General features: G+C 62.1%; 22 protein-coding genes. 13 read left to right on the top strand and 9 right to left on the bottom strand.

What is annotated here, in order from left to right; genetic code table 11:
* Positions 1-25 precede the first annotated feature (25 nt).
* Entirely contained in the window at positions 26-1,159 is a 1,134-nt protein-coding gene (locus tag ACREC7_RS00715) for a hypothetical protein (protein WP_431553762.1), read from the bottom strand.
* Between the two features lie 997 nt (positions 1,160-2,156).
* Here ACREC7_RS00715 and ACREC7_RS00710 point away from each other — a divergent pair.
* Entirely contained in the window at positions 2,157-2,375 is a 219-nt protein-coding gene (locus tag ACREC7_RS00710) for a hypothetical protein (protein ID WP_431553761.1), read from the top strand.
* A 148-nt stretch (positions 2,376-2,523) separates the two neighbouring features.
* Positions 2,524-2,724: a hypothetical protein gene (locus tag ACREC7_RS00705; RefSeq protein WP_431553760.1), complete on the top strand. Its 201-nt coding sequence runs from the start codon at positions 2,524-2,526 to the stop codon at positions 2,722-2,724.
* Between the two features lie 51 nt (positions 2,725-2,775).
* Here ACREC7_RS00705 and ACREC7_RS00700 read toward each other — a convergent pair whose 3' ends face one another.
* Both ACREC7_RS00700 and ACREC7_RS00695 read right to left on the bottom strand, forming a co-directional pair.
* The gene (locus tag ACREC7_RS00700) at positions 2,776-3,003 is read right to left on the bottom strand and encodes a hypothetical protein (RefSeq protein ID WP_431553759.1); all 228 of its coding nucleotides are present in this window, start codon (positions 3,001-3,003) and stop codon (positions 2,776-2,778) included.
* Positions 3,004-3,153: 150 nt separating this feature from the next.
* The gene (locus ACREC7_RS00695) at positions 3,154-3,435 is read right to left on the bottom strand and encodes a hypothetical protein (RefSeq protein WP_431553758.1); all 282 of its coding nucleotides are present in this window, start codon (positions 3,433-3,435) and stop codon (positions 3,154-3,156) included.
* A gap of 190 nt (positions 3,436-3,625) precedes the next feature.
* On the opposite strand from ACREC7_RS00695, the gene ACREC7_RS00690 reads away from it, so the two are divergent.
* Positions 3,626-3,961 carry a BA14K family protein gene (locus tag ACREC7_RS00690; protein WP_431553757.1) on the top strand — a complete coding sequence of 112 codons (336 nt, stop codon included), beginning with the start codon at positions 3,626-3,628 and terminating at the stop codon, positions 3,959-3,961.
* A 66-nt stretch (positions 3,962-4,027) separates the two neighbouring features.
* Here ACREC7_RS00690 and ACREC7_RS00685 read toward each other — a convergent pair whose 3' ends face one another.
* A complete protein-coding gene (locus ACREC7_RS00685) occupies positions 4,028-5,230 on the bottom strand; it encodes a polysaccharide pyruvyl transferase family protein (protein ID WP_431553756.1) in 1,203 nt (400 codons plus the stop codon).
* Between the two features lie 197 nt (positions 5,231-5,427).
* Between ACREC7_RS00685 and ACREC7_RS00680 the strand changes: the two genes are divergently transcribed.
* Positions 5,428-6,099, top strand: coding sequence for a class I SAM-dependent methyltransferase (locus ACREC7_RS00680; RefSeq protein ID WP_431553755.1), 672 nt, complete (start codon positions 5,428-5,430; stop codon positions 6,097-6,099).
* On the opposite strand, the gene ACREC7_RS00675 is transcribed toward ACREC7_RS00680, so the two are convergent.
* Entirely contained in the window at positions 6,096-6,911 is an 816-nt protein-coding gene (locus tag ACREC7_RS00675; protein ID WP_431553754.1) for a capsular polysaccharide synthesis protein, read from the bottom strand. The genes ACREC7_RS00680 and ACREC7_RS00675 overlap by 4 nt on opposite strands.
* Before the next feature lie 200 nt (positions 6,912-7,111).
* Between ACREC7_RS00675 and ACREC7_RS00670 the strand changes: the two genes are divergently transcribed.
* Positions 7,112-8,047: a sulfotransferase domain-containing protein gene (locus tag ACREC7_RS00670; protein WP_431553753.1), complete on the top strand. Its 936-nt coding sequence runs from the start codon at positions 7,112-7,114 to the stop codon at positions 8,045-8,047.
* Position 8,048: 1 nt separating this feature from the next.
* Here ACREC7_RS00670 and ACREC7_RS00665 read toward each other — a convergent pair whose 3' ends face one another.
* The 3 genes from ACREC7_RS00665 to aroA are packed head-to-tail and all read right to left on the bottom strand — an operon-like array spanning position 8,049 to position 12,459.
* Positions 8,049-9,092, bottom strand: a complete 1,044-nt coding sequence (locus ACREC7_RS00665; protein WP_431553752.1) for an SIS domain-containing protein — start codon at positions 9,090-9,092, stop codon at positions 8,049-8,051.
* 2 nt (positions 9,093-9,094) lie between these two features.
* Positions 9,095-9,871 (bottom strand): SDR family NAD(P)-dependent oxidoreductase, encoded by a 777-nt coding sequence (locus tag ACREC7_RS00660; protein WP_431553751.1) that lies wholly within the window; start codon positions 9,869-9,871, stop codon positions 9,095-9,097.
* Positions 9,872-9,888: 17 nt separating this feature from the next.
* Positions 9,889-12,459 (bottom strand): 3-phosphoshikimate 1-carboxyvinyltransferase, encoded by a 2,571-nt coding sequence (gene aroA, locus ACREC7_RS00655; protein WP_431553750.1) that lies wholly within the window; start codon positions 12,457-12,459, stop codon positions 9,889-9,891.
* 361 nt (positions 12,460-12,820) lie between these two features.
* On the opposite strand from aroA, the gene ACREC7_RS00650 reads away from it, so the two are divergent.
* The 5 genes from ACREC7_RS00650 to ACREC7_RS00630 all read left to right on the top strand — a co-directional run bounded on the left by ACREC7_RS00650 (position 12,821) and on the right by ACREC7_RS00630 (position 18,802).
* Positions 12,821-14,254 carry a class I adenylate-forming enzyme family protein gene (locus tag ACREC7_RS00650; RefSeq protein WP_431553749.1) on the top strand — a complete coding sequence of 478 codons (1,434 nt, stop codon included), beginning with the start codon at positions 12,821-12,823 and terminating at the stop codon, positions 14,252-14,254.
* 129 nt (positions 14,255-14,383) lie between these two features.
* Positions 14,384-15,490, top strand: a complete 1,107-nt coding sequence (locus ACREC7_RS00645) for an alpha/beta fold hydrolase (protein WP_431553748.1) — start codon at positions 14,384-14,386, stop codon at positions 15,488-15,490.
* Positions 15,491-15,689: 199 nt separating this feature from the next.
* On the top strand, positions 15,690-16,904 hold the full coding sequence (locus ACREC7_RS00640) for an alpha/beta fold hydrolase (protein WP_431553747.1): 1,215 nt from the start codon (positions 15,690-15,692) through the stop codon (positions 16,902-16,904).
* Between the two features lie 179 nt (positions 16,905-17,083).
* Positions 17,084-17,869 (top strand): fumarylacetoacetate hydrolase family protein, encoded by a 786-nt coding sequence (locus tag ACREC7_RS00635; RefSeq protein ID WP_431553746.1) that lies wholly within the window; start codon positions 17,084-17,086, stop codon positions 17,867-17,869.
* Positions 17,870-17,872: 3 nt separating this feature from the next.
* Entirely contained in the window at positions 17,873-18,802 is a 930-nt protein-coding gene (locus tag ACREC7_RS00630) for a polysaccharide deacetylase family protein (protein WP_431553745.1), read from the top strand.
* Between the two features lie 16 nt (positions 18,803-18,818).
* Here ACREC7_RS00630 and ACREC7_RS00625 read toward each other — a convergent pair whose 3' ends face one another.
* Positions 18,819-19,721, bottom strand: coding sequence for a hypothetical protein (locus ACREC7_RS00625; protein ID WP_431553744.1), 903 nt, complete (start codon positions 19,719-19,721; stop codon positions 18,819-18,821).
* Positions 19,722-20,023: 302 nt separating this feature from the next.
* Here ACREC7_RS00625 and ACREC7_RS00620 point away from each other — a divergent pair, with 302 nt between their 5' ends.
* From ACREC7_RS00620 to ACREC7_RS00610, 3 genes are all read left to right on the top strand, one after another.
* Entirely contained in the window at positions 20,024-21,040 is a 1,017-nt protein-coding gene (locus tag ACREC7_RS00620) for a ketopantoate reductase family protein (RefSeq protein WP_431553743.1), read from the top strand.
* Positions 21,041-21,132: 92 nt separating this feature from the next.
* Positions 21,133-22,485, top strand: coding sequence for a surface carbohydrate biosynthesis protein (locus tag ACREC7_RS00615; RefSeq protein ID WP_431553742.1), 1,353 nt, complete (start codon positions 21,133-21,135; stop codon positions 22,483-22,485).
* Positions 22,486-22,592: 107 nt separating this feature from the next.
* Positions 22,593-23,642, top strand: coding sequence for an N-acetylneuraminate synthase family protein (locus ACREC7_RS00610; protein WP_431553741.1), 1,050 nt, complete (start codon positions 22,593-22,595; stop codon positions 23,640-23,642).

Raw genomic sequence — 23,642 nt, 5'->3', positions numbered from 1 at the left:
GGCAGGAAGGCCGCGCATCAGCGCATCAGCCTTTCGCCGGGATCACCTGCTCGAGACGCGTCCGCGCTTCCGCGAACACCTCGGACCAAGGACGGCGCTCCTTATAGAGAAAGATCATGTCGGGATACCAGGGCGACGGACCTGATCGCGGCCAGACCGCTGACGATAGATTGTCGTCGCGGACATGCACGGTGGGCACCCCCATCATCCCCGCCACATCGATCGCGGTGTTGCTGATCGACACGACCGCGTCAAGGGCGGCAATCTGTGCGGCATAGCCATCGAGATCGGCCCACTGATCGACTTCAGGGTCATGGATCACGCGGCCGCCGGTGAGCTCCTGCAGAAGCTCGACATCACGCTTGATGTCGCCATACTGCAGCGTGACGAAAGTCGCCGGTGCCCAGGCGAGCAGCGGCGCCCAATCCTTGAGATCGGGCAGAACTTTGTCCGTATTTTTGCTGGTCCATGAGAAGCCAATCAGCGGCCCGCGCGCGTCCGCGCTGTAGCGCCGGCGGAGTGTGCTGACCCGTGCCGGGTCGCCGCGCAACGACACGAAGGAGCGTTTCATGTCCTCCGCGGTCTTGACGGTGTGCAAGGCGACCGTCTCGTAATAGGCGGCGACGTCTGCCTCGGCAAAGGCAGCGGCGTCGTCGACGCCGCGCGGGCGCACATCGACCCCGTCGAAGCTGCGCTGCAAGAGGGGCACCAGGCGCCGTTCGGCAAGGACGATGCAGCGGCGAGCCTGCCGTGCCACAGGAGCAATGAACCGCGCCAACCGCAGCTCCTCTCCAATACGATCCCGCGGCGTGTAAGCGCGGACCAGAACAGTCTTGCCGGCGAGATTGCTGCCGTCCCATTCAGGAATTTGGCTCGGCTGCTCCGACTCGGCGGCGCGAATGCGAAGCTTCCAAGCTCGCTCGTAAAGATCGAGCCGAAGCAACTTGTAGGAGGTTCTGTGCAACTTCTCGGCATTGCCTTCGGCCTCGACGGTCGCGGCGATTTCGAGAGCATATTTGACGAAGTCTTCGCGGGTGGTCTTCGACTTTCGCGGAGCGGCGCGCTCGCCGCGGCGCTTTTCTTTGCCCTTCCCGCGCCACCAATTCACAAGGCGGCCGAATGGACCCCAGCGCGTCAGTTCTTGCAGCGAATTCGACATGAGCTTGCGGCTAACGATTGGGGGATCGCTCAGAGCGGCGAACATGCCGAAATGAGACGTTTATGACAACGCCAATCGCCTAGAGGGCAGTCCCCGTCAATAAGCTCGACGGCAACTTTAGCGGCATCGTTGCCCAACGGCCACATACCACTCCGCAGGCGAGTAGTCGAGTTTGCGGCAGAAACGCTCCGACTAGGCCTTCGATCAACCGGCTGGGATCCGGCGTTGCTGGCGCACGGCTTCGGCCGGCACGCCTTTCGACCTCACCGGCACAAGCGGCTCGACGCCGGCTCGCACAATCATCCGTTCCCCGTTCGGCTTTTCCCAGAGATCGTGCCCGTGCCGGGTCTTCCCGAGCTTGAGCCAGCCGCATTGGGACGCCCGCCACACGACTGCCGGCTTGAATATTTCGACCGGGCCAAATGGTCTTCGCTTCATGCTCAATCTACCAGCAAGGCGCGAGCACCTTGTTTCGGGTTGCAAGGCTGCGATTGCTGGATTGAATCAGAGAGGCGTTAGCCAAGCGTTAACCGAAACAGCCTTGGCCGCATTTTGCGGGCACGCGTTCGGAACGCTGCAATCGCCAAACCGAGTCGCTGACAAGCCGGCGCCGTCTGTATCGGTTGTCTTTCTAAGTTCACGGCCAGGTCGTAAATATTGCGGTGATGGCAAGTTCCCCCAACTTCCATCATCACCATGCAGGGAATTCGAGGAAGCCCCGTCGCCCCCCGTACGGGCTTCTTCTTGACTGTCATAAAAACGTGATCCTACCGACACGTGAACGCTTTACGGTGTGGATCATGCACTACCACCTTGGCTGGCGCGAACGCCGGTCACGGCGTTTGCCCTAACCCAGCAAAGTCTCCACCTAGCAAACCCCGCCCGCGTGCGGGGTTCTTCTTGGCCGCCGCACAAGATTGCTTGTCGCAGAGATTGTCGGGAGGGCACGCTATGCGGTAAAAGGGTAGCGGTAGCCACGTAATCAGTGAGGCGTGTCGTGACTTTAGGCGTAGAGCTCATCAACAACCGTGACATTGTTATATCTAGTCCCGAATCGGGCTTCTCGGTGACCTATCGAAAGGATGGCGACGCCCCTATGCTTGTCGCCATCGACGGCATCGGTCGCGTTGTCGACCGGGCGAAGGTGATGTTCTGGGCGCAAGCCTGGAAGGCAGCTCACGAAAAGGCGCGCGCGGTCGGCTGGCTAAGCTCCTAGCAAGGCGTCGCCGGAATTCTGTCATCCCCGATTGATTGTGACATTGTAGCGTCGTACGACAATCTACGTACGGGCGCAGAACGCATCCATCGCTGCCCCAGGTCATGCGGGGTTTGGCCTGGGCAGCCTTCGAAATTGCAGACGTGGAGTGCGTCTGACCATGGGCAAGAACAAGACCAAGACGGCAATCTATCACCCGCCGAAATCGGGGATGCCGTATCTGGTCGTGACTGTCTCGCCTGAGGGCGTGACGGCTACCGCCGTGGCCTCAAAAGACGAAGCTAGGATCCTTGCCTCGAAGAAGGCGTTAAAGGTCGAGGTTCAAGACGCGACGAACGGGACGTCCTGAACCCCTCTCTGAACGAGATCATTGCGCTTTTGCAGCGAGCGAGCCCGGTTCTCAGAGTCCAACTCCACCACCATTGCTGTCGAGGCGGCTCAAATCCTCCGCATCCGTGACAGGATCTCCGTCGAGAAGCGCGCGAAGGCTCTCGCTGCACGAAGCCATTCCTCGCCAGGTCTCAGCCAGACTTGCGAAAATATCGCGCTCTTCGGGAGTTACGGCGCTCTTCGAGAGGACGGCACAGACGCGGGCAATTTCGTGGAATTTTTTGGGATCTCTCGTCATTCCTCACCTCCAAGTCAGGCGTGAGTCTTGACGCTCGCAGTCACCGATGCCTGTCCGTTCCCTCACCGGTGATCATCAATTGTGCGGCCTGAGCCTGGGGCCGGCAATAACCCTTAAGGATAAGTCGAGCGGAACGGCCTCCAGGCACCGCTACTGCTTGCTGTCCTTTTTCGATTCCGACGTACATTCGGGAAATTTCTCGAGGGCCGCTTTCGCGTATTGCTCGCTGGCATAAGGCCCTTTGCCCACCATGATGAGATCATTGGGCACTTTCTTGGCCTCGACCTTGCAGTCGCCCGAGTTGGGCTTCCGCACGACATAGTAGTTTTTTCCGAGCTTCTTGGTGCTTTGGATGTTCTCGCCGGCATTGGCCGAACGAGGCCAGGCGAGCACGGCAAGGAGCAAGGCGAGGGAGAGTGCGAGGCTTTGCATCGAAGGCATTCCCTTGTTTTCCGATGACGAACTTGCCGCGAGATCGCCGGCAGCACCACCCTGCGAATGGCCGCAGTTGACCATGGTTCGCCGGCCCTGTCGTGACCTTCTGGTAACGGTTTAAGCCTAATCTTTGCGCCCAGGTTTAGGGGTACCGCTTGACGAAATTCGGGCGGGCTGGAGGGTCTCAATGGTCAAGGCCTTTAAGATGGCCGTTGCGGGTGCGGTCGTGGCGTTGGCGGCGCTGTCGCTCGCGGCTCCGGCACAGGCGGGGAACGGCTCCGCCGTCGGCGCCGGCCTCGCCGGATTTGGCATCGGGGCTATTCTCGGTGGCGCTCTCGCGCCGCGCGAAGTTTATGTCGTTCCGCCTCCTCCTCCGCCGCCGGTCTATTACGGGCCCGTGGCTTACGGACCGCCGCCATGGACGCCCGGCTGGTATGACTACTGCGCGCGGCGTTATCCAGGCTTCAACCCGCAAACCGGATATTTCGTGGGTCCTGACGGGGCGCCGTATTTCTGCCGCTAGAGGCCAGGCTATTTGATCCAGCGACAATGAGAACGCTCGGCCTCCTGGCGGAGGCCGTGACCGGTTTCAGTCGAGAAGCCGCTTTATTTCACGGTGAAACTGTTTTCGCTTTTGCGCCATCTTCTCCACGGCGGCCGCGCGCAGGGCTCTCCATTCTGAGCTGTCATCGAGCAGCATGGTGATCTTTTCGGACAACGAGTCTTCCAGATTCGCGTCCATGATATTGGCGGACCATTTTTCCAAGCCGCAATCCTTCAAAAAGCCCTCTACCTTCGGGTGACTGACGATGCCGACACAAGGCGTTCCCGCGCCCACGGAAACGATCGTCGAGTGTCCTCTCATGCCCACGACCAGATCAGCTTGGCGATACAGATCGAAAAAGCCCGATGCGTTTCTCGTGCCTCGGAGGACGCCTGAAACCTCCAAGCGAAATCCGCTAAAATGGCGCGGGGGTGGTATCTTGCGCGAAGCCAGGATGAAGTCCTGAGCGATCGCCAAATCACTATGAATATGAGGGGCAAGGATAAAATTGACGTCGTGTTTCGCGCTTATTTCGTTGCAGACATTTGCTATTGCTTCCCACACCGCATCAGCGCCCTCCGGCTCGGGCTGCTGACGCTTTTTCAGCGCACCGAACATTCCGCCTGAGCGTCCGCCCGAATCTTTCATGAGCCTGCTGGCCAGCCTGTCTCCCGCGAGTTGCAACACGATGTTCCGGCGGCCGCTACGGATCTGCGGATGAAGCATTGGTTCTACAGGAACGAAAAGACCGGGATCAGGAACCTCCCAGACCGAATTCATCACAGCGCTGCCGAGGTCCTTCTCGAGCCGCTCTTTGCTGCCGTCGTTGCGCACAGAGAACAACCCGCCAAGATCTCGTATCTGCGCGATCAGCGCGGAGAGTGCGTGGGCGTTGCGCAGCGTCTCTCCGTAAAACAGATTATATCCAACGGCGTAGACGACGATCGGTATCTTGAGCTGTTGAAGCAAGCTGATCTCGAATGGCAAAGCGAGGCCGGAGGTGTCCTTCTTTTGGCCCATGATGAAGCCGCCGCCGCCAATCATCAAAAGGTCCGCGTTGTTGTTGAGCCATTCAACGTAATGCTGATCGAAGCTTAGCTTGTCGAAGTGCAGAAAGTCAGTGAGGCAATGATCAATGAAGTGAATCTCGGATCCGATGTCTGCGGGTAACGTGGATTGGAGTCCCTTGATGAGAGCTCCGTCGCCAATATTTGTCGTATGCGTAGCAATATGGACGATCGTTTTCACATGAGTACTCTTGAATACCTGGAGTCCTCTAGATTGAGCGTTTAGCGGTGAGGCATTTTGCCGCCCGTAATTCGCCTCATTGGTCAGCGGGGCGTCGTTCTTTTCTCCCACGATAGCGACGCAAGAGGGGAATCACCAGTCCGAGGAGCCTCGGTAGTATCTCCGATCAGCGCCGCAACGTGGGGTGGAATGGGGCCATGCGGAAGATACCGCGAAGGACGTTGCGGCGAGCCAAGCGATTGCTTCTGCCGGGGATCCACCAGGGATCCAGCAAGACCGGCTTCGACCGTTATCCGGAAATCTTCTCCGGTGCTGCCGCGGCGTTGCCAGAGGCGCGACGCATCCTGTCGTTCGGCTGCTCCACCGGCGAGGAATGCGTCACCTTGCATAAATACTTTCCGCAGGCCGAGATCGTCGGGGCCGACATCAACCCGCTGAATGTATGGAGGGCGCGGCGGCACGCGAGCGACAAAGTTCGCTTCGTTTATGCAAGAGACCGAGCACTGTCGTCGCGCGGCTTGTTCGACGTCATCTTTTGCCTCACCGTGCTGCGCGACTCCCGGCTGGACGATGACTCTTCGATCCGGGAGAGCTATCCGTTCGAGCGATTCGACGAGCGTGTTCGCTTCCTGCACTCGCTTCTGCGGTCAGCTGGGCTGTTGGTTTTCTATGGGAACATGTACCGCTTTCGCGATAGTTCGGTAGCGCATGACTACGAGGTGATCCCGCTCAAACACACGCCGGTTGGAGAGAACATCACTTTTGCGCGTGATGGCAGCAACGACGGCGCGCAATATCTTGATGTGCTGTTTCGCAAGAAGGCCGCTCACACTGGGTCTTCGGCAGATGTGGCCACGGCAACGCCTTAGCCCTTGGCGTCTTCGGGCCCCAACTCTTCCTGCTGATCCTTCTTTGTCCAATTCGACGCGTGAGTTCGATATTCGTCGAGGGAAATATGACGTTCATGGGTGCCCCCATGCGTCGTGAACGCGTCTGCCAGGAAACTCCCGGCGGGTGGTAGCATTTCGCGGGGCAGCCCAGCAGCCCGAAAAAATTCTTGGAACCAGTGCACCATGGGCGAAGAGTCGACTGCCTGGTTCACGACGCTCGTGCTCTTTGGCTCGCCGAACTGCCAAACATTCTTGGTCCGAATTGGGTAAAACAGATCCCTGTCGCTGACCTCGATCGGATAGGCCTTGATCAGGTCGCTCATCAACAGGGGGCCGACCACCGTCCGGTGAGAGTTAAGTAAATTGTGCTGATAACTTCGGCAGTAGGCGGAAGCCTCAGCCAACAGGGGATGCCCTGCGGGAAATCGCATGATGGCGCCGCACAGCTTGCCTCGTCGAGTCTCGCCGACCACGACAGGTTGTGATGGCAGTGCTGGCGATCTGCAAAGAACATCCGTGTCGATCCACCAGCCGCCGCGCTGGTGCAGCAATTCGTAGCGAAAGAAATCGCTGAACTGTGAATACTGGTCCGGGGCCAGCGCAAAGAATTTGTCGCGCTCCTCTATCGAGATGATGCCGTCTGCTGATTCCAGCCGTACGCCCGGCGGCACGTCGAGACGGTCATATGAGAACAACACCGTTTCGTGTCCCTGATCGGCGAAGCTTTGTAGGCTGCACCTCTCCCAAACATTGAGCGGTGGGCCTCCGTGGAAGCTATACACAGTTGGCATTTGCCTATCTCTCGCTGCCAGCACGCGGAAGTTTTTTAGGGAAGCACAAACATGGGCCAGAGGCCATCCCCAGAGCAGCGAGCCGCACGAAACCGGAGCCAGAGCCGGTAAGACTTTGACCCTAAAACGTTGACACGCGACGAGTTGCCGTTCCGCGTCGAAGTCCAGTACAGTCGCGCCGCCTTTCCGGAGGGTTCAGCGTGGAGAAGCGCTACTGTACGTGGCTGATCGACAGCGACCGCTGGCGCGCCTTCCGGCCGCGCCCCGGCGACATCGTGGTTGCGACCTATCCCAAGAGCGGAACGACCTGGATGCAGCGCATCCTGAGCCTGCTGATCTTCCGCTCCGAGGAGCCGCTTGCGCTCGATCGGACCTTTCCCTGGTGGGAGGTCAACCGGCGCCCCCTCGAGGCGCTGGTCGAGGATTTCGAGGCGCAGCATCATCGGCGGTCGGTCAAGACGCATGTGCCATTCGACGGCGTCCCGCGTTTCGAAAATGTGAAGTACATCCACGTGGCGCGCGACGGCCGCGATGTCTGCATGTCGTACCACAATCACTGCACCGGCTTCCGGCCCGAGGCCCTTGCCAGGATGGACGCCATCGGCCTGGCGGAGCCGAGCTTGCGGCGTCCCTATCCGCGGGTCGATCCAGACCCGGCGATCCATTTCCACCACTGGCTGACTGCGGGCGCGATTGCCGGCGAAAATGATGGAACGCCTTACCTCTCGTATTTCGCCTATGAGAAGACCTTCTGGGAGGCGCGAAAGCGCGAGAACCTGCTCTTTGTCCACTATGACGACCTTCAGGCTGATCTCGTCGGAGAGATGCGGCGGATCGCGGACTTCCTCGACATCGACGTTTCTGATGCCGAGCTGAGCGGGATGGCAGGCTCGGCAAGTTTTGAGTCGATGCGCAAGGACGCTGCCGTGCTGATTCCGGAGATGGCGAAGAATTTCGAAGGCGGCGCCTTGCGCCTGCTGAACAAGGGCCAGTCTGGACGCTGGCGCGGCCTCTATGACGAGGCCGACGTCGAATTGTTCGACAAGAAGCTCCGCGAAGCTGTCCCCGACGCCTATGCCGACTGGCTCCTCGCCGGCCGGATCGCGGGAGGCGGCGTCGATCCTTCGGAGATGTGAGCTACCGCTTGGGCGGTGCCAAGCCTTGCTTGACAGTGTGAGAGATGAACTGCGCCGAGCTTGGGTCGACGCCATTCAGCTCGGCAAGGTGGAGCGAGGTGCAGTCGCCGATCATCGCCAGGTCCATCAGCACCGCGAAAGGCGTGTCGCCTTCGCCGCGCACGGAATGGACCGGAACCTTACCGCTCAAATACTGCGCCAGCCGATCCATGCGTTGGCTGACCCTGGCATCCTCAAATCCGTGCCGCAGCAGCACGGCAGCGTCGCGCTTGAGCGTCAGGTCGTTGCGGCAGTCCCAGGCGACCGCCTCGTTGTGGCTCGCGTTGGGCTGCTCCGAGGCGGAAGCAGCCTGCCGCGCATTCTGATTGATCTGTGCCTTCCATCGTTCGGCTGCCGCAGCACCGATCGGTGTGTCTCCTTGGCACAACACGTGCCGCCCGACCAGCAGTGTAGCAAGGCGCTCGGCGGCGTTGCCTTCCCAGCGAAGCTCTTCTCTACGCCGGCTGAGTTGAGCGACGGCGCCGTCAAGCCAAAGCCTCGCCTCGGGCAAGAAGCCGACGCTCTCGATCATGGTCAGGAGCGAGGCGATCACCACGCCAAAGGTGACCCGAGCGGGCTGGATGTTCGGCGGGATTTGCACCAACGGAGCGCCATGGTCTTGCGCGAAATCGGCAAGCCATCCTCCGGTGGTTATGACGGCGAGCCGTGCGCCGCGCATCGCCGAAGCCGCGGCTGCGTGATTGACCTCGTCGGTGTTTCCCGATCCTGAAACCGCAAAGACGAGCGAGCCCTTTCCCACGCAGGCGGGAATTTCGTAGGCGCTCTCCACCAGCATCGGCACCGGGATCGTGGTCGCGCCGACGGCGCGCATGACATGACCCGCGGTTTTGCCGGTTCCCATTCCGAAGATGACGATGTTCTCGACATCCTGCCGTTGCGGAAGCCCGCGAAGGCCGCTTGCTGCGCCGGCGCCGAGGAGCAGATGCTCGGGGAGCGCGAACGCAAAGTCGAAGAGGGGCGATATGCCGGTCGGTGCGGCGCTCACCGCTATTCAACCGTCGGCAACGCCGAGAGGCGTCCGCCGTCCTGGAGAATGGTTTGGCCGGTCACATAGGTGTTGGCGCCGGAGCTCAGGAAACCGATCAGCGCGGCGATCTCCTCGCCCGAGGCGAGCCTGCCCAAGGGGACGCTCTTCTCGTAACGCTTGACCTTCTCAGGGTCGTCCGGCCAGCCGGGATTGGAGAACTTGCCCGGCGCCACGGCATTGATCAGCACCTTGGACAGGGCCAGCTCCAGCGCCAGCAGGCGGGGAAGCGCGGCAATAGCCGCCTTGGTCACGGAGTAGGAGAGGGCGGCCGTCGGCGACGCCGACACGCCGGCGGTGGAGGAGACGAGGACAATGCGGCCGCCTCCGGCCCGCTTCATGCAAGGCAGAAAAGCCTGAATGGTGAACACCACCGATGTGAGGTTGACGTCGAGGATCTTTTGCCAGTGGTCGTGATCGAGATCGCCCAATCGGGCCGATTTCGACCCTGGGCCCTTGCCCGACAGCGCGTGGGCCAGCACGAGCGACGGCGGATTTTGCCACAGCGACGCGGGTAGCGACGCCACGGTGGCTTCTAGACCGTCCGGCGTGGCGAGGTCCGTTGTGATCACTGTCAGCTCCGCGCCGCGCGCGGCGAGGTCGGCGCGGGCGCTTTCCAGCCTCTCAGCATCTCGATCGACGAGAACGAGATTGGTCCCAGGCTTGGCCCACCAGCGCGCCACGCACCGTCCGAGATGACCGCCGCCGCCGGTGATGATGATCGTCTTGACCGCCTCCATCGCTCGAGCCCGCCGCCTCACACTTGCTCGAAGTGCGAGACCGAGGCGAGTTGGCCGAGAAGATCGAGGCAGCCCGGAAACGACACGCTGATCTTCTCCCAGCCGGACATCGTCGTCGGTTCCTCCAGCGAGCTTGCCAGCGTCATCGCGGCGAAGATAACGCGATGGTCGGGCGGCAACACCAACGATTTTGCGCTCGAGATCTCCGACGGCTCGATCACAAAGCCATCCTCGCGAGCCTCGATCTGCACCCCGAATGGGCTGAGCGTGACGACGGTGGTAGCGATGCGGTCGGTGTCCTTGTCCTTGAGCTCTTGCGCATCGCGGATGACGGTCCGGCCCTCGGCCCTGGCCGCCAATGCGGCAAGCATGGGAAGCTCGTCGATCATGCTCTGCACCAATGAAGGGCCACTGACGTCGACGCCGCGAAGCTGGCGCCCGGACTCGACGATGATCCTGCCGATCGGCTCGTTGCCTCGCACTTCCGTTGGCTCGATCTCGATGTTTGCGCCCATGGCCTGCAGCGTGCGGACGAAGCCGATGCGCGTCTCGTTGATGCCGACGTCCTCGATGGTGAGGCGGCGGGGAAGGGGGCTCGCCACGACACAGGCGATCGGCAGCGACGCGGTCGAGATGTCGCCGGGAAGGGTAAGGTCGAATGTCGGCAGCCGGTCAGGCGGCGTCATGCGAACGGTGGTCTCCGTCTCCTCAACTGCGACTCCCAGGTGACGCAACAGGCGTTCGGTATGATCCCGTGCCTTGGCGCGGCGGTTGATGACCGTTTCGCCGCTGCTTTGCAGTCCGGCGAAGAGCATCGCCGACACCGGTTGCGCGCTGAAGACGTCGACCTGATGGTTGATGGGGCCGAGCTGCGCGCCGCTGATGAGGGTCGGCAGTCGGCCTTGCGAGACTTCGTAGACGATGTTGGCCCCCGCCTGGCGCAGCGGCTCGACGATCCACGACATCGGGCGCCGGCGCAGCAGCTCGTTGCCGTCGATGCGAAATTCGCCGCCCGGGGTGCCCGCAAGGAGCCCCATGAGGATGCGCGCAGTCGTCGCCGAGTTGCCTGGGCTCAACGTGGATTTCTTCTCGGACAGCTTGAGGCCCCGCAAGCCCCGTCCTCCGATCACGTAAGACGTGTCCGCTGCTTCCCAGATGTCGACCCCGAGCTGCCGGAGAATGCCGAGATTGCCTTCGATATCGTCGGAGTGGGGAACGTTGTGGAGCGTGCTGGTCCCGTCCGAGAGAGCGGCGGCGAAGGCGGCGCGTTGAGCGATGGCCTTGTCTCCCGGCGGACGCCAGACGATCTCGCGGGCGCTTGCCAGGCTGAGCCCGACCGTGACCGGCGTTTTTTCGCGCCGGCCGGCAGCCTCCGGACGGCTCGGCATGATCCGCATGTGGTACGACATGCGGTCGATGACTTCGGTGTCCGACAACAGCGTTTCGGTTTCCTCGTATTCGACCGGCGGGGTGGGCACCCGGTTCGGCATCGCCTCGGCAAAGGAGGCGTAGCGGAAGCGCTTCCGCTGTAATCCGAGATTCTCCTCGGCGACGAAGGGGCGCGGCGTTACGGTCGCGAGGCCGAGTTGGACCGCGGCCTGGACGATCTTCTCGCCTTGCGCGGTGCGCGTCATCACGATGGATTGCCGAGGCGGCTTCGCTCCGCTCTGGCTGCTGGCATAGATGTTGGGGTCGCCGTCGGAAATCGAGACGTCGGCAAGACCGGACCACCAGTCTCCGCAGACGAGGCAGCGGTGCGTCTTATGACGTTTGAACTCATCGACCACTTCGAAGAACGGCAACGACTTCCGCTCTCCGCCGCGCGTCTTGACGGTGAACTGGCCTGGATATTCGCCTTCCCGGTAGCGCATTTCGGCCACGTCTTGGAGCGGGATGCCGAGTTTTTCCGTGATCAGAAATTCGGTGCCGGCAAGCCTAGTGCTCGAGGCGCAGGCAATTTCCACCGCCAGCACGATCTTCTCGGCGACTTCCGGCAGCGGATCGAGATTTTGCATCTTGCGAACGGCCTGGATCTCGCAGGGGACCCCGACCACCGCGATGCGCGAGAAGCGTGGGTCGCGCAGCAATTGAAGATTGGGCGTGAGGCAGTAGCTCGTCTGTCCGCAGCGGATCACCTCGTCTTCACTGTCGGTGATCAAGGCTGCAGGCACCCACGGGCGAGCAGCGTCTCGCCCCACGACGATCACGGCATCGGCCAACCCCGAGCGCAAGGCGGTGAGCATCAGCGTGGTGCCCGCGCCGCCGGCGGCTGCGCCGGCGAGCACGCGCGGGTTGGTCGACGTCAACACGAGGCTGCGGCGGAAGATTCCGGTCCAGCGCTCCGCCGGTGTGCGGCTCCGGCCAAAGAGTCTCGCCTCGGACGCAGGCGTTGCGGTGTCCTTTCCCGGGCAGACATCCAGGCACAGCGAACACTCCGCGCATGGCATGGCTTCAGGGTCGAGCGCGGGAACCGGCATGCGGTCGTCGCTGATGCTCAGCAAGGCTGGCGGACAAACCGCGACGCAGGCGCCGCAACGCGCGCACATATCCTGATCGAGAATCTCGCTCTTAAGATCCAGAAACGGCATGTCGCTCGTTATTCCGTCATGACATCGGGGGTCGGAGGCCTGCGGTCGGCCCGACCTTTCGAACAAAACTTCATGCTACCCCCAGAATGCGAGCCCTCAACATTTGAGCATAACAGGCTCGCCGATGCGACCTTTTCTCTTAGCCCGCTCAGCCGCCTATGCCAGCATTTCAGCGGTCTAGCCACTCTTGGCCCGGACTTATACGATTGATACGCCGCCTTTCGTCAATGCGCTCGACCTTCGCGGCGCACGTTTGCTATTAGGCGGTCAATTCTGTCGAACTGACAGGCTTCCAGGGTGATCCGGGATGTTGTGGGGGTAGGCCTTGAATTCTCTCACTTTGGCCGATGTTTTCATTGGAATGGCACGAAGGTGGCCTGATCGCAGAGCCATCATCTCGCCGCACCTCAATCTGTCCTATGCAGATCTCGTGGCGCGGGCCGCGCGATCGGCTCGCGAGCTCCGTTCAAGCGGCGTCGTCGCCGAGACGAATGTCGGTATCTGCCTACGCGACAATGCAGAGACCCTGGTTCTGATGATCGCCGTCTGGATGGTGGGAGCGACGGCCGTTCCCATGGATTTCAGGACCAACGCGGCGGAAAGAACTCTGCTCGCCAAAGAATTCGACCTCGCAGCCATTGTCGAGGACCGGCAAGTCGCTGCTGCCGGTTATGTGCCTGTCTTCGCCGGACCTTCATGGGCTGAAACCGTTGCCAAGCACGACGGGAGCGCCATCTGGCCAAGCAGCGAACGGCCGGCGGCGCCTGCGTTCATTTCGCTGACCTCGGGGACCACCGGGCGCCCAAAAGGCATCGTCATCGAACATGAGCGGATGCTGCTGCGATCGACCTTCGACGCGGAGCGGCTTGAAGGGCCTTTGCTGAACCCGCTGCCTCTGTCGTTCTCCGCCTCTCGCACGCACGTGTTCTCGGCGCTGCTTCAGGGCTCGGGAGTTTATCTCTTTCCGCTGCTGTTCTCTGCCCAACAGCTGGCCGATGCCCTGTCGGCCGGCGAGGCGACCTCGCTTTGTTGCGTCCCGACCATCGTTCGCAACCTGTTTGACCTATTCGGCGAGCGAGCGACCCCAGTGTTCCCCAAGCTTGAGGCGCTCTACTGCTTCGGAGCTCCAATGGCTCCGGCCGAGAAGGTCAAGGCCAAGACGGCGCTAAGCGCCAATTTCGTGCAAGTTTACGGCGCCAGCATTTGCGGCCGCATCAGCGCGCTGTCAGGCTCCGATCTCGAGGCGCGGCCCGACAGCCTTGGCCGTGTGTTGCCGCATGTGCTGCTGCAAATCGTCGATGACGATGACCAGGTCCTTCCGGCCGGAGAAGCCGGCGCCATCCGCGTGCGTTCGCCCGGCCTAGCGAGCAGCATCTATGGAGAGAGCGCGGCAGGGGCGGGCGACAGCTTCAAAGGAGGCTGGGCCTATCCGGGCGACATCGGTTCGTTCGACGAGGACGGCTTCCTGCATCTCTTGGGGCGCAGCTCGGATCTCATCATCCGCGGTGGAGCCAATGTGCATCCGGCGGAAGTTGAGCTCGTCATCGCGGAATGCGACGGCGTCGAGGACGTCGCCGTTGTCGGCTTCCCCAAATTGCCCGAGGGCGAGGAGATCGCCGCCTTTGTAGTCTCGTCGAGCAATTTGACCGAGGCCGCGCTCGATGCTCACTGCCGTACGCGCCTCGCCCCCGACAAAAGGCCGCGCAAATTCGTCTTCGTTCCCGACTTGCCCCGCAACGCCAATGGGAAAATCCTGCGGGTGGAGTTGCGCAAACAGCTTGAGCAACTCGGTTGATCGGGGGCTCAACGAGCGGGCCGGCAACACTTTTCCGCAGCGAATCCAGGTTCATGAGCAACCTGAACGGGCGGTCTTGAACTATGGAAACTGTGGTGCGACACTTTTGTCTCACCGGGGGACCGCTTCATGATTACACGCGACAGTTTGGCATTGGGCACGGCCTACGAGGCGCCCGCCGGCGAGATCGAGAAATCGATCGCCGGGGCCTTCGCCGAAGTGTTCGAGCTAGACCTGGTCGGCGTCAACGACGAGTTCTTCGATATCGGGGGTGATTCGCTGCGCGGCGAGGTGCTGAGCGGCCTGATTTCCGAGCGCACCAAGCGCGATTTTCAGATTTCGGACCTCATCGAGCACACCACGCCAAGACAGATTGCGCGCTTTCTCGGCGGTCAGTCGAAGCCGGCGGGCCAAACCGGACGCCCCCCGATTTTTCTTGTTCACGGGCGCTTGGGCTACACCCTTCCCAAGCCCGAGTTCAGGCAGGCCTTTGCCGGGGGGCAAGAGCTATTCGTATTCGAGCTGCCTGGAATTCGAGGGGGAAGAGCCTTCGACCGGACCGAGGACATTGCCGCCGTCTATGTCGCGAAGCTTGTCGAGCACTATCCGCAAGGACCAATCCTGATTGCCTCATTTTGCGTCGGCGCCTTGATCGCGCTCGAAATGGCCGCGCAACTCGCCGCCAAGGGGAGGCCGGTTGCGCAGCTCGTCCTGCTCGACCCAAGCCTGCCGGAAAGCCGGCCGGTCAATGTCAAACGTGAGCTCAAGAAAAAGGCGAGAAAGAAGGGGCGGGAGCCCTCGAAGCTTTGGGTGAACGCGCAATTGCTGTTCCATCGGATCGGGGCGTTCGCGAACTCCATGATGCGCAAGAATTCGTCTGCCGACCTTGAGAGATTTCGCGAGAGGCTGCTGCTTAAGGAGCAGCGAGGCCGCGCAAAATCGCCTGCCGAGTCGATAGACGCGCGCGCCAGGCTTCAGCTTGCTCTGTTGCAAACCCGGCCGCAGGGCTTCGAAGGGCCGGTGGACCTTCTCGCCTCACCGGAGAGGGATCCGACCGAACCCTGGGTGAGGCTCATGCCGCACCTGCGCGTCCACAAGGTGTTGCAAAAACACAGCGATATCAGCACTGCCGTAGGTGCGCGTGTCATGCAGTCGATCTTTGACGCGGCACTTGCCGCGCCGCCACCGGCACGTCCAGAACGTGCGCCGTCGGTTGCTGCGAGCTCGGCCGGATAGGGGGCGAGAGCGCTTCTACCGACAGGCTCGCATCGAACACCCTGCATTGCCTGAATTTCCATGAAATACCGCGATTTACCGTGTTGCCAAGACGCAACAGAAGTGGCGCAAAAGCCCAGAAACAGCCAAGATCGTCTTGCCCAATACACGACGTTGACGGTTTGATGGCCGGACAGTGGCCAAAGATCTGGGGGATCACGTGGGGGAGCAGACCCAAATCGCGGGCAGGGCGGATCGGCATGCGGACTTCGTCCGGGCCGAGGAGACAATTCGCCGCGCCGATCTTGGACTTGCGGCAGCGTATGTGGCGCCCGGCAACGAGGTCGAGCGCAAGCTTTCAGCGATCTGGCAGGAGGCGTTCGGCATCGACGTCGTCGGGGTCCTCGACGACTTCTTTGAGCTTGGCGGCGATTCGCTGACCGCCACGACTCTCGCTGCGGAGATCGAGGCCACGTTCGGCCGGCGGTTTACCCCAGCCGACCTCATCAACCTTTCGACCATCGCCCAGCAAGTCGAATTGGTTGCCGATGCAAAGGATGCCGCCCCAGAGTTGCCTGCCTGCCTTGTCTTGGGCCGCGCCGGCGGTCCGAATTCGCCGGTCTTCATGGTGCATGGCGGCAAGGGCTTCGCGTTCTTTGGTCCGGCCTTCTTCGATATCGTCGGCGAGGGGCGATCGATTTACCTGTTCCAAGCCCCCGGTCTCGATGGCCGAACGCCGCTCGAAAGCTTCGACGACGTGGTGACGCTGGCGGATTTTGCCGGGGTCTATGTCGAAGCGATGCGCAAGATCCAGCCGGCCGGCCCCTACCACATCGTGGCCATGTGCTCCGGGTGCTTCATTGCTCTCGAAATGTGCGAGCAGCTTGAGAAGACCGGCGAAGCCGTCCGCCGCCTCATTCTGCTCGACCCGACCTCGGTTCCCCCGGTGATGAAGCCTGCGGCAATCCCGGCGCTCAAGGAAAAGAAGCAAGCGAAACAATCGTCAAAGCGAAAGCTTAGCGCGCGGATTCGCGACTGGTTGCGCCGCCCCGACGAGGCCGAAGAGGAAACCGAGCAACCGGCTCATTGGGCAATGCCGCCCAAGAAGACGGATGATTTGCGCCAACGCATCCAGCAGCGCGTCGAGCAGATGAAGGATGTCCCGCCGGAGCAACGCTCCTACACCGAGGAGCGTATGTACAAGATGTCCCAGCAATTCCGGGCCGCGCTCTACACGCATGTCCCGCGCCGCTACGAGGGAAGCGCGATCATGCTCGTGAGCGCGATGCGAGCGAAAGAGACCCTGGCAAAGAATGCATTCTGGCCGAATAATCTCGGAAGCGTGCAGTGCGAGGTTCTCGGGTCTAAACACAAGGACCTTTTTGAGGACTACCTGCCGGAGACCGCCAGGTTCGTAAGCAAGGCTCTAGCCTGACAGCGCTGCACGATCGCTGTCGCCGCCGCGCCCGCTCAAATTCAGCCTAAGTACCATGTCGCCCCCACCCGCTTGGCGGTATAAGGTCAGCCCGCAGCCCCCTTTTTGCGCGACGCGCATTACCCGAGCATCGAGCGGCTTCCGCGCTCGCCTTGGCCCACAGAGACGGCAGTCATGTCATGGCGCGATGGTTGAGATTCGAGCAAGACGGCAAGCTTGAGTTCGGGACGCTCGAGGACGGCATAATCGGGGTCTTTCAGGGCGACATGTTTGCCGGCCCAAGTGCCACGGGTCGGAGCGTTGCCCTTTCCGATGTGCGCCTGCGCACGCCGTCGAATCCGAGCAAGATGATCTGCCTGTGGAACAACTTCCACGAGCTTGCGGCGAAGCTCGGATCGGCGGCTCCCGATGAGCCACTCTATCTGCTCAAGGCCCCGAGCGCCTTTGTGGCGCATGGCGAAACCATTCACCGGCCCAAGTCTTATGACGGTAAGGTGGTTTACGAGGGCGAGCTCGGCATCGTCATCGGGCGGCGCTGCTCCTATGTCAGCGAGGCCGAGGCGCCGGACCACATTTTTGGATATACCTGCGTCAACGACGTGACCGCGGCCGACATCATCAACAAGAACCCGACCTTCGCTCAATGGACGCGGGCCAAGAGCTTTGACGGTTTCGGCGCCTTCGGGCCGGTGATTGCTACCGGCCTCGATGCTGCGGGCTTGCGTGTGAGGACCATCCTTGACGGTCAGGAACGCCAGAATTATCCGGTCAGCGACATGATCCTTCCACCGGCGAGGCTCGTGAGCCTGATCTCGCAGGACATGACGCTCCTGCCGGGCGACCTCATCGCCTGCGGCACATCGATCGGCGTGGGGACCATGAAGAACCCCACCAACACTGTCGAAGTGTCGATCGAAGGCGTTGGCACGCTCAGCAATGTCTTCACGCAAACTCCCGGAGCGTAGGCCGTGAAGCCGGTGATGTATCACTATGTTCGGCCGGCGGCCACGGGCCTTCCGCACTTTCCCTATCTGAGCCTCGCCGATTTCGAGCGTCAGCTCGACGAATTCGCCAGCCGTTATGGCTTTGTCGACCGCGACGCCTTTATCCAGTGGGCTCAGGGCGGCCCGGCCCCCGACGGCGTCCTCCTCACTTTCGACGATGGCTTGCGCGATCACGTCGAATACGTGCTGCCGGCACTTCAGGCGCGCGGGCTGTTCGGCCTTTTCTATGTGAGCTCCGGGCCTGCCATCACCGGCCGGATTCTTGACGTGCACAAGGTGCACCTTGCCTTGGGGAGGCTGGGGTCTGAGGGGGCAATGGCGTGGCTCAAGCGCAATGCGCCGGAATGCCTACAGCCCGACGGGAAGAGCAGCGCCGCCGCTTCGCCCTATGCGCATCAGACCTCCGACGAGACGACCAAATTCCTGAAGCAGCTCTTCAACTGGCGGCTCGCGGCCGAGCAGCGCGAAGGGGTCCTCGATGGGCTACTCGACCACGCCTTCGCCGGCTCGCCGCCACGCTGGCAGGATTTCTATCTCGATGAGAGGGGCCTGCGCGCTCTCAGCGACGCGGGCATGGGCGTTGGTCCACACAGCCACAGCCATGAGGTGTCGATCAGGCTGTCGCCGGAGCGCCAGCTCGAAGAGGTCAGGCTGTCCTGTGACTTTGTCGAGGAGAACGGTGGCAGCCGGCAGTGGGGCTATTGCTATCCCTTCGGTGCGCGATCGTCGTTCTCGCAGGAGACGGAGAGAGCCGTTGCCGAGGCCGGTTGCCCGTTTGCCTTCGCCTTCGAGGCGTGCGACATCGAAACGCCTCTGCAGGAGGCCGGGCGCTACGCGCTGCCGCGGCATAACTGCAATGCGTTCCCGCACGGCGCGGTTTCGTATGGAGCGTAGTGCCTGAGCCCCTGGCTCAGGCTGCGGGGGCGGTGTATTTCCAACCGCGCCATTGTCCCGGATCGCGCAGCACGAATGGCGTCACCCAATCGGCATAGGCTTGCACCGCCGCCGCGTAGTCGGGCTTGCCTGTGGCGTCATCCGGCACCTCGATCGGCGCGCCGAGGGCAACCTCGAACTTTCCGGGCGCTAAACGCAATGTCGAGACCGGCAGTACGCTTGCGCCGGTTGCGCGCCCCATGGCGAGGGGGCCAGTGGCAAGAATGATTCGGCCGCCGAGGAACGTCCCGGGTGCTGTGTGCCGCCCCTTGTTGCCGACCGTGATCGATATCGCGCCGTTTGATTTGAGGCTTTCGCGCAACCGCTGCAAGGCAGCTTGCGTCTCGTGTTCCTCGGCCATGAGCCGCTCTCCGAGATAGCGATCTTCGATGCCGCGTCGCACCGCATTGAGATAGCGGATGCCGAAGCGCGTGGTGGAGAAGCCATGGATCGGCCGGCTGAAATGGCTGACCGCCAGCCCAAGGCGCCTCCAGGCGATTTTGGCGATGAGGTCGTTGAAGCTGAAATTGCCCGCCCAGAAAATAATCCCGCGCCCCTTGTCCAAGGCCGTCCTGACCTGTTCGGCGCCTGGGATGTCGATCTCTGGCGTCCAGCCGTCAGGGCGCCAGGCGCGCAAATATTGGAAGCGTTCCTCGTAGCGATTGGCCCAGTTCTCGGCGGCAACGCGGCTCGCATATGGGGCGTCGGGGAGGACCGATGTTACGTCCGCCGTCTCCTTGCGGTTCCGCTCCGGATGCGTCGCCGCGTTGACCCGGCCGAAGAGCCGTGACAGCGGCCACCAGGCAGATTCCGGCAAGGTCCAGGCGAGCATCCCCTGCACCGCCAAGCGCGGCACCTCGTAGATGTCCCTTGCCGTCACAAGAGACCTTGCCCGCGGGGACGGCAGGGGGGCGCTTCCCTCGCGAGAGACGGCTGGCGCGATATTCTCTGTGCTCATAAGTGCCTGACCGTCCTTGCTTTTTGCCGAACCGCCCGCACCAAAGGCCAACGCTCGAACCCTTGCACTCTCGCACCGCAGCAATATAATGCCGCGGGCCTTAAGCGGCTTGAAGCTCTATAGCATTGCCCGCCCGCGACCAGCATACAAAAGGCGGGCGATCACAATCGACGGGAATGTTCGCGGCGGCTGCAGCACGCAAGCGAACGATCCGGGGGTGTCAAATGAAAGTCTGTGTCGTCGGCGCCGGCGCGATCGGCGGCCTCCTTGCGGTCAAGCTCGCCCTTTCCGGCGAGACCGTCTCGGTCATCGACCGCGGTCCACATCTTGCCGCGATCAGGAGCAAGGTGCTGCACCTGCATTGGCAGGACGGCACGATCTTAAAGGCCAACGTCAAGGCCTTCGATCGGGCGGCCGATGCAGGCCCGCAGGATCTCATTGTGCTTGGGGTGAAGGCCTATGACCTCGAGCGCGCCGTCGAGGGCATCGAGCATTTGCTGGGGCCCGACACTGTGGTGATGACGGTGCAGAACGGCATCCCCTGGTGGTACTTCCAGAAAGAGGGCGGCAGCTTCGATGGCAAGCGCCTGGAAACCCTCGATCCGAATGGCATCCTCTCCAGGAATATCCACCCTGACCGGATCATCGGCTGCGTCGCCTATCCTGCCGCTGGCTTGGCGGCGCCAGGGGTTATCGAGCATGTCGAGGGCGAACGCTTTCCGGTTGGCGAGCTCGACGGGCGCGAGACCGAACGCGCCAAGATGATCAGCGATGCCTTGATCAAGGCCGGACTGAAATCGCGCGTGCTCACCGACATTCGCGCCGAGATCTGGCTCAAGGCTTGGGGCAGCCTCACCTTCAATCCGATCAGTGCGCTCAGCCATGCGACCATGGCCGGCATTTGCCGTTTCCCTGACACGAGGAAGCTGGCGATAGCGATGATGACGGAGGCGCAGGAGATTGCCTCGAAGCTCGGGATCACCTTCCGCCACACGATCGAGCAGCGCGTCGAGGGCGCCGAAAAGGTTGGAGAGCACAAGACCTCGATGCTGCAGGACCTCGAAGCCGGCAAGCCTCTGGAGAATGAGGCGCTGGTCGGCGCGATCCTGGAAATGGGACGCTTGACCGATACGCCGACGCCGGTGATCGAGGCGGTTTACGCCTTGGTCAAGCTGCTCGACAACGTCACGCAGGCAACCGGTGCGCAAAAAGTGGGCGCCACTGCCACCATCGCGGCCTAGGAGAAACGCCACGCCACGATGGATTGACCTTCTGCCATAGGTGACCGGATGGGCGACATTGACTTAGTTATCTCAAGCGCGAGACCATCTTCGTGACCAAACGCCGGCTGCTCTATCTTCCGATCGAGACGAAAGCGCGCGAGCTGCTGGGCAAGACCTTTCTTGCGGCGAAGGCCGTGGAGCGTGGCTGGATCGTGATCATGGGGGCTCACCCAGACACACGCAAATTCATGCTCGAGCACCCGGCCGGCCTCTATGTCGAGACGAGCATCCCCGATGCCAAGGCTGAGCGGCTCGAGCGGATCCATGCTGCCGGCCACCGCATTGCCAATATGTGCGAGGAAAGCATCGTCTACGCCGATGGACGGGATTACTGCACGCGAAAGCTTGGGTTGAGCTCTCTGCGGTGGACCGACCTTCTGCTCGTTCCGGGAGAGCGGAATGCGGAGCATATCCACGCCTATCGTCCCGAAGGCGACAGCAAGGTGGTGATCACCGGAAATCCGCGCTTCGACACCCTGCTGCCCGGTGTGCGTTGCGTCTACCATCACGATGCCGAGGCGATCAAAGAGACATTCGGCAGGTTCGTTCTGGTGAACACCAATTTCGGCCGGCCCAATCCCCACCGGCCAGATGACGATCCCGTGGCCAAGCTGATCGCACGCGGGATGGTCCACGAAGGCAGCGAAGCCGACTTCATACGCCGGCATCTGAGCTTCAAGCGGCGGCAGATGCAGGGGCTGCAGGCCTTGCTGCGCGACCTTGCCGGCTCCGGTTCGGCCGAGAAGATCGTGGTCCGGCCACACCCGGTGGAAAATCACGACGTGTGGCGTGAGTGGGCCAAGCCGCTCGACATCGAAGTCCGCTACGAAGGGAGCGCCAACAACTGGATGATGGCGGCCGACGCCGTCGTCCACCCGGGCTGCACCACAGGCATGGAAGGGCTCCTGCTTGATCGCGCCGTGTTCTCCTACGTGCCGGAAGCTGACAGCGAGTTCATTGGCGAGCAGGATCGTGCCAGCGAGTGGGTGACCAACGCCGAGGAGCTGTCGAACGGTCTCGCCAGGGTACGCGGGCTTGGTCAGCAGGACGTGCGCAATGGCTTGACGCCCCAACGCGAGCGGCTGCGCAAATCGATCGTAAATGTGGAACTGCCTTATGCGGCCGACCGGATCCTCGACGAGCTTGAGCGGCTTGACATGCCCCCGGTGCGCCCGGCGCAGGTCGGTGTGGGGAGGGGGATTGTTGCGAAAGTCATTCAGGCTGGCCGCCGATGGCTCCCGCAACAGCCGGCGGCAAAGAGAGACGAGCGCAGCATCCAGAAATTCCCTGGTGTCGCCGAGGAAGAGATCAGCGGGCCGCTTGCTCAATGGGCCGACGCCTCTATCCTCACCCAAATGCCGCAAATCACTAGGCTTCATGATCGGCTTTGGGCGCTTCATTAGCCATGCACGGCAAGTGCAGCAGGCTTAGGATAGACCCGAGTACGCGCAGTCAAATCATGCTTCGGCCGACAACAGATGAACCCACTCGTCAAACGCGGGTCCCAAACTTGAACCGCTTGAGCATCGCCGGCCGAGACGTGGGGCCTGGCTGCCCGGCCCTGCTGATCGCTGAAGTCGCGCAAGCGCATGACGGCTCCCTCGGCATGGCGCACGCCTTCATCGATGCCGTCGCCGACGCTGGAGCGGACGCGGTCAAGTTCCAGACTCATATCGCCGCGGCCGAGTCGACCCTGGACGAGCCGTTCAGAGTCCGCTTCTCGCAACAGGATCCTACGCGTTACCACTACTGGACGCGGATGGAGTTCACTCCCGACCAATGGCGGGAACTCGCCGCGCATGCCGGGAAGCGAGGCTTGCTGTTCCTGAGCTCGCCCTTCTCGGTGGCCGCTGTCGATCTGCTGCGAGGCATCGGCATGCCGGCGTGGAAGATCGGTTCAGGTGAATTCGCCTCGGCCGATCTGTGGAAGGCGATGGCAGAGGCCGGGGTGCCAATTCTCTTCAGCACCGGCATGGCCAAGCGGGCCGAGATCGCGCATGCCGTGAGCTTGTTTCGCAGCCTGAATTTGCCTTACGCGCTCATGCAATGCACCAGCGCCTATCCCACGCCGCTCGATGCCGTCGGGCTGAATGTGCTCGATGAGCTTCGCCGGGAATTCGATTGTCCGGTCGGGCTTTCCGACCACAGCGGCAGCATGTTTCCAGGTCTCGCAGCGCTGGCGCGGGGCGCCAACCTGCTCGAGGTTCACGTCACCTTCGACCGCCGCATGTTCAGCCCCGACACGGCCGCTTCGCTCACCTTCGACGAGCTCAAGATAGTGTGCCAGATGCGCGACGCGCTGAGTACAATGGATGCCCATCCCGTGGACAAGGATGCTATGGCTGAGCAGCTCTTGGGAATGCGCGAGATCTTCGGTAAGAGTCTCGCGCCGGTTCGCCCGCTTGCTGCCGGGACGGTATTGAGGCCCGAGATGATGGTGAGCAAAAAACCCGGCGGCGGCATTCCGCTCGAAGCGGCCGGGCAGATATCCGGGCGCCGGCTGGCGCGCGACGTTGCCCCTGATCGCATCCTTCGCTGGACCGATCTCGTGGAGGAGTGA

It is taken from the genome of Methyloceanibacter sp. (assembly GCF_050728395.1).
GTDB lineage: Bacteria > Pseudomonadota > Alphaproteobacteria > Rhizobiales > Methyloligellaceae > Methyloceanibacter.
The sequence above is the reverse complement of the archived record's forward strand: the minus strand, read 5'-3'. Positions and strand labels throughout refer to the sequence as shown.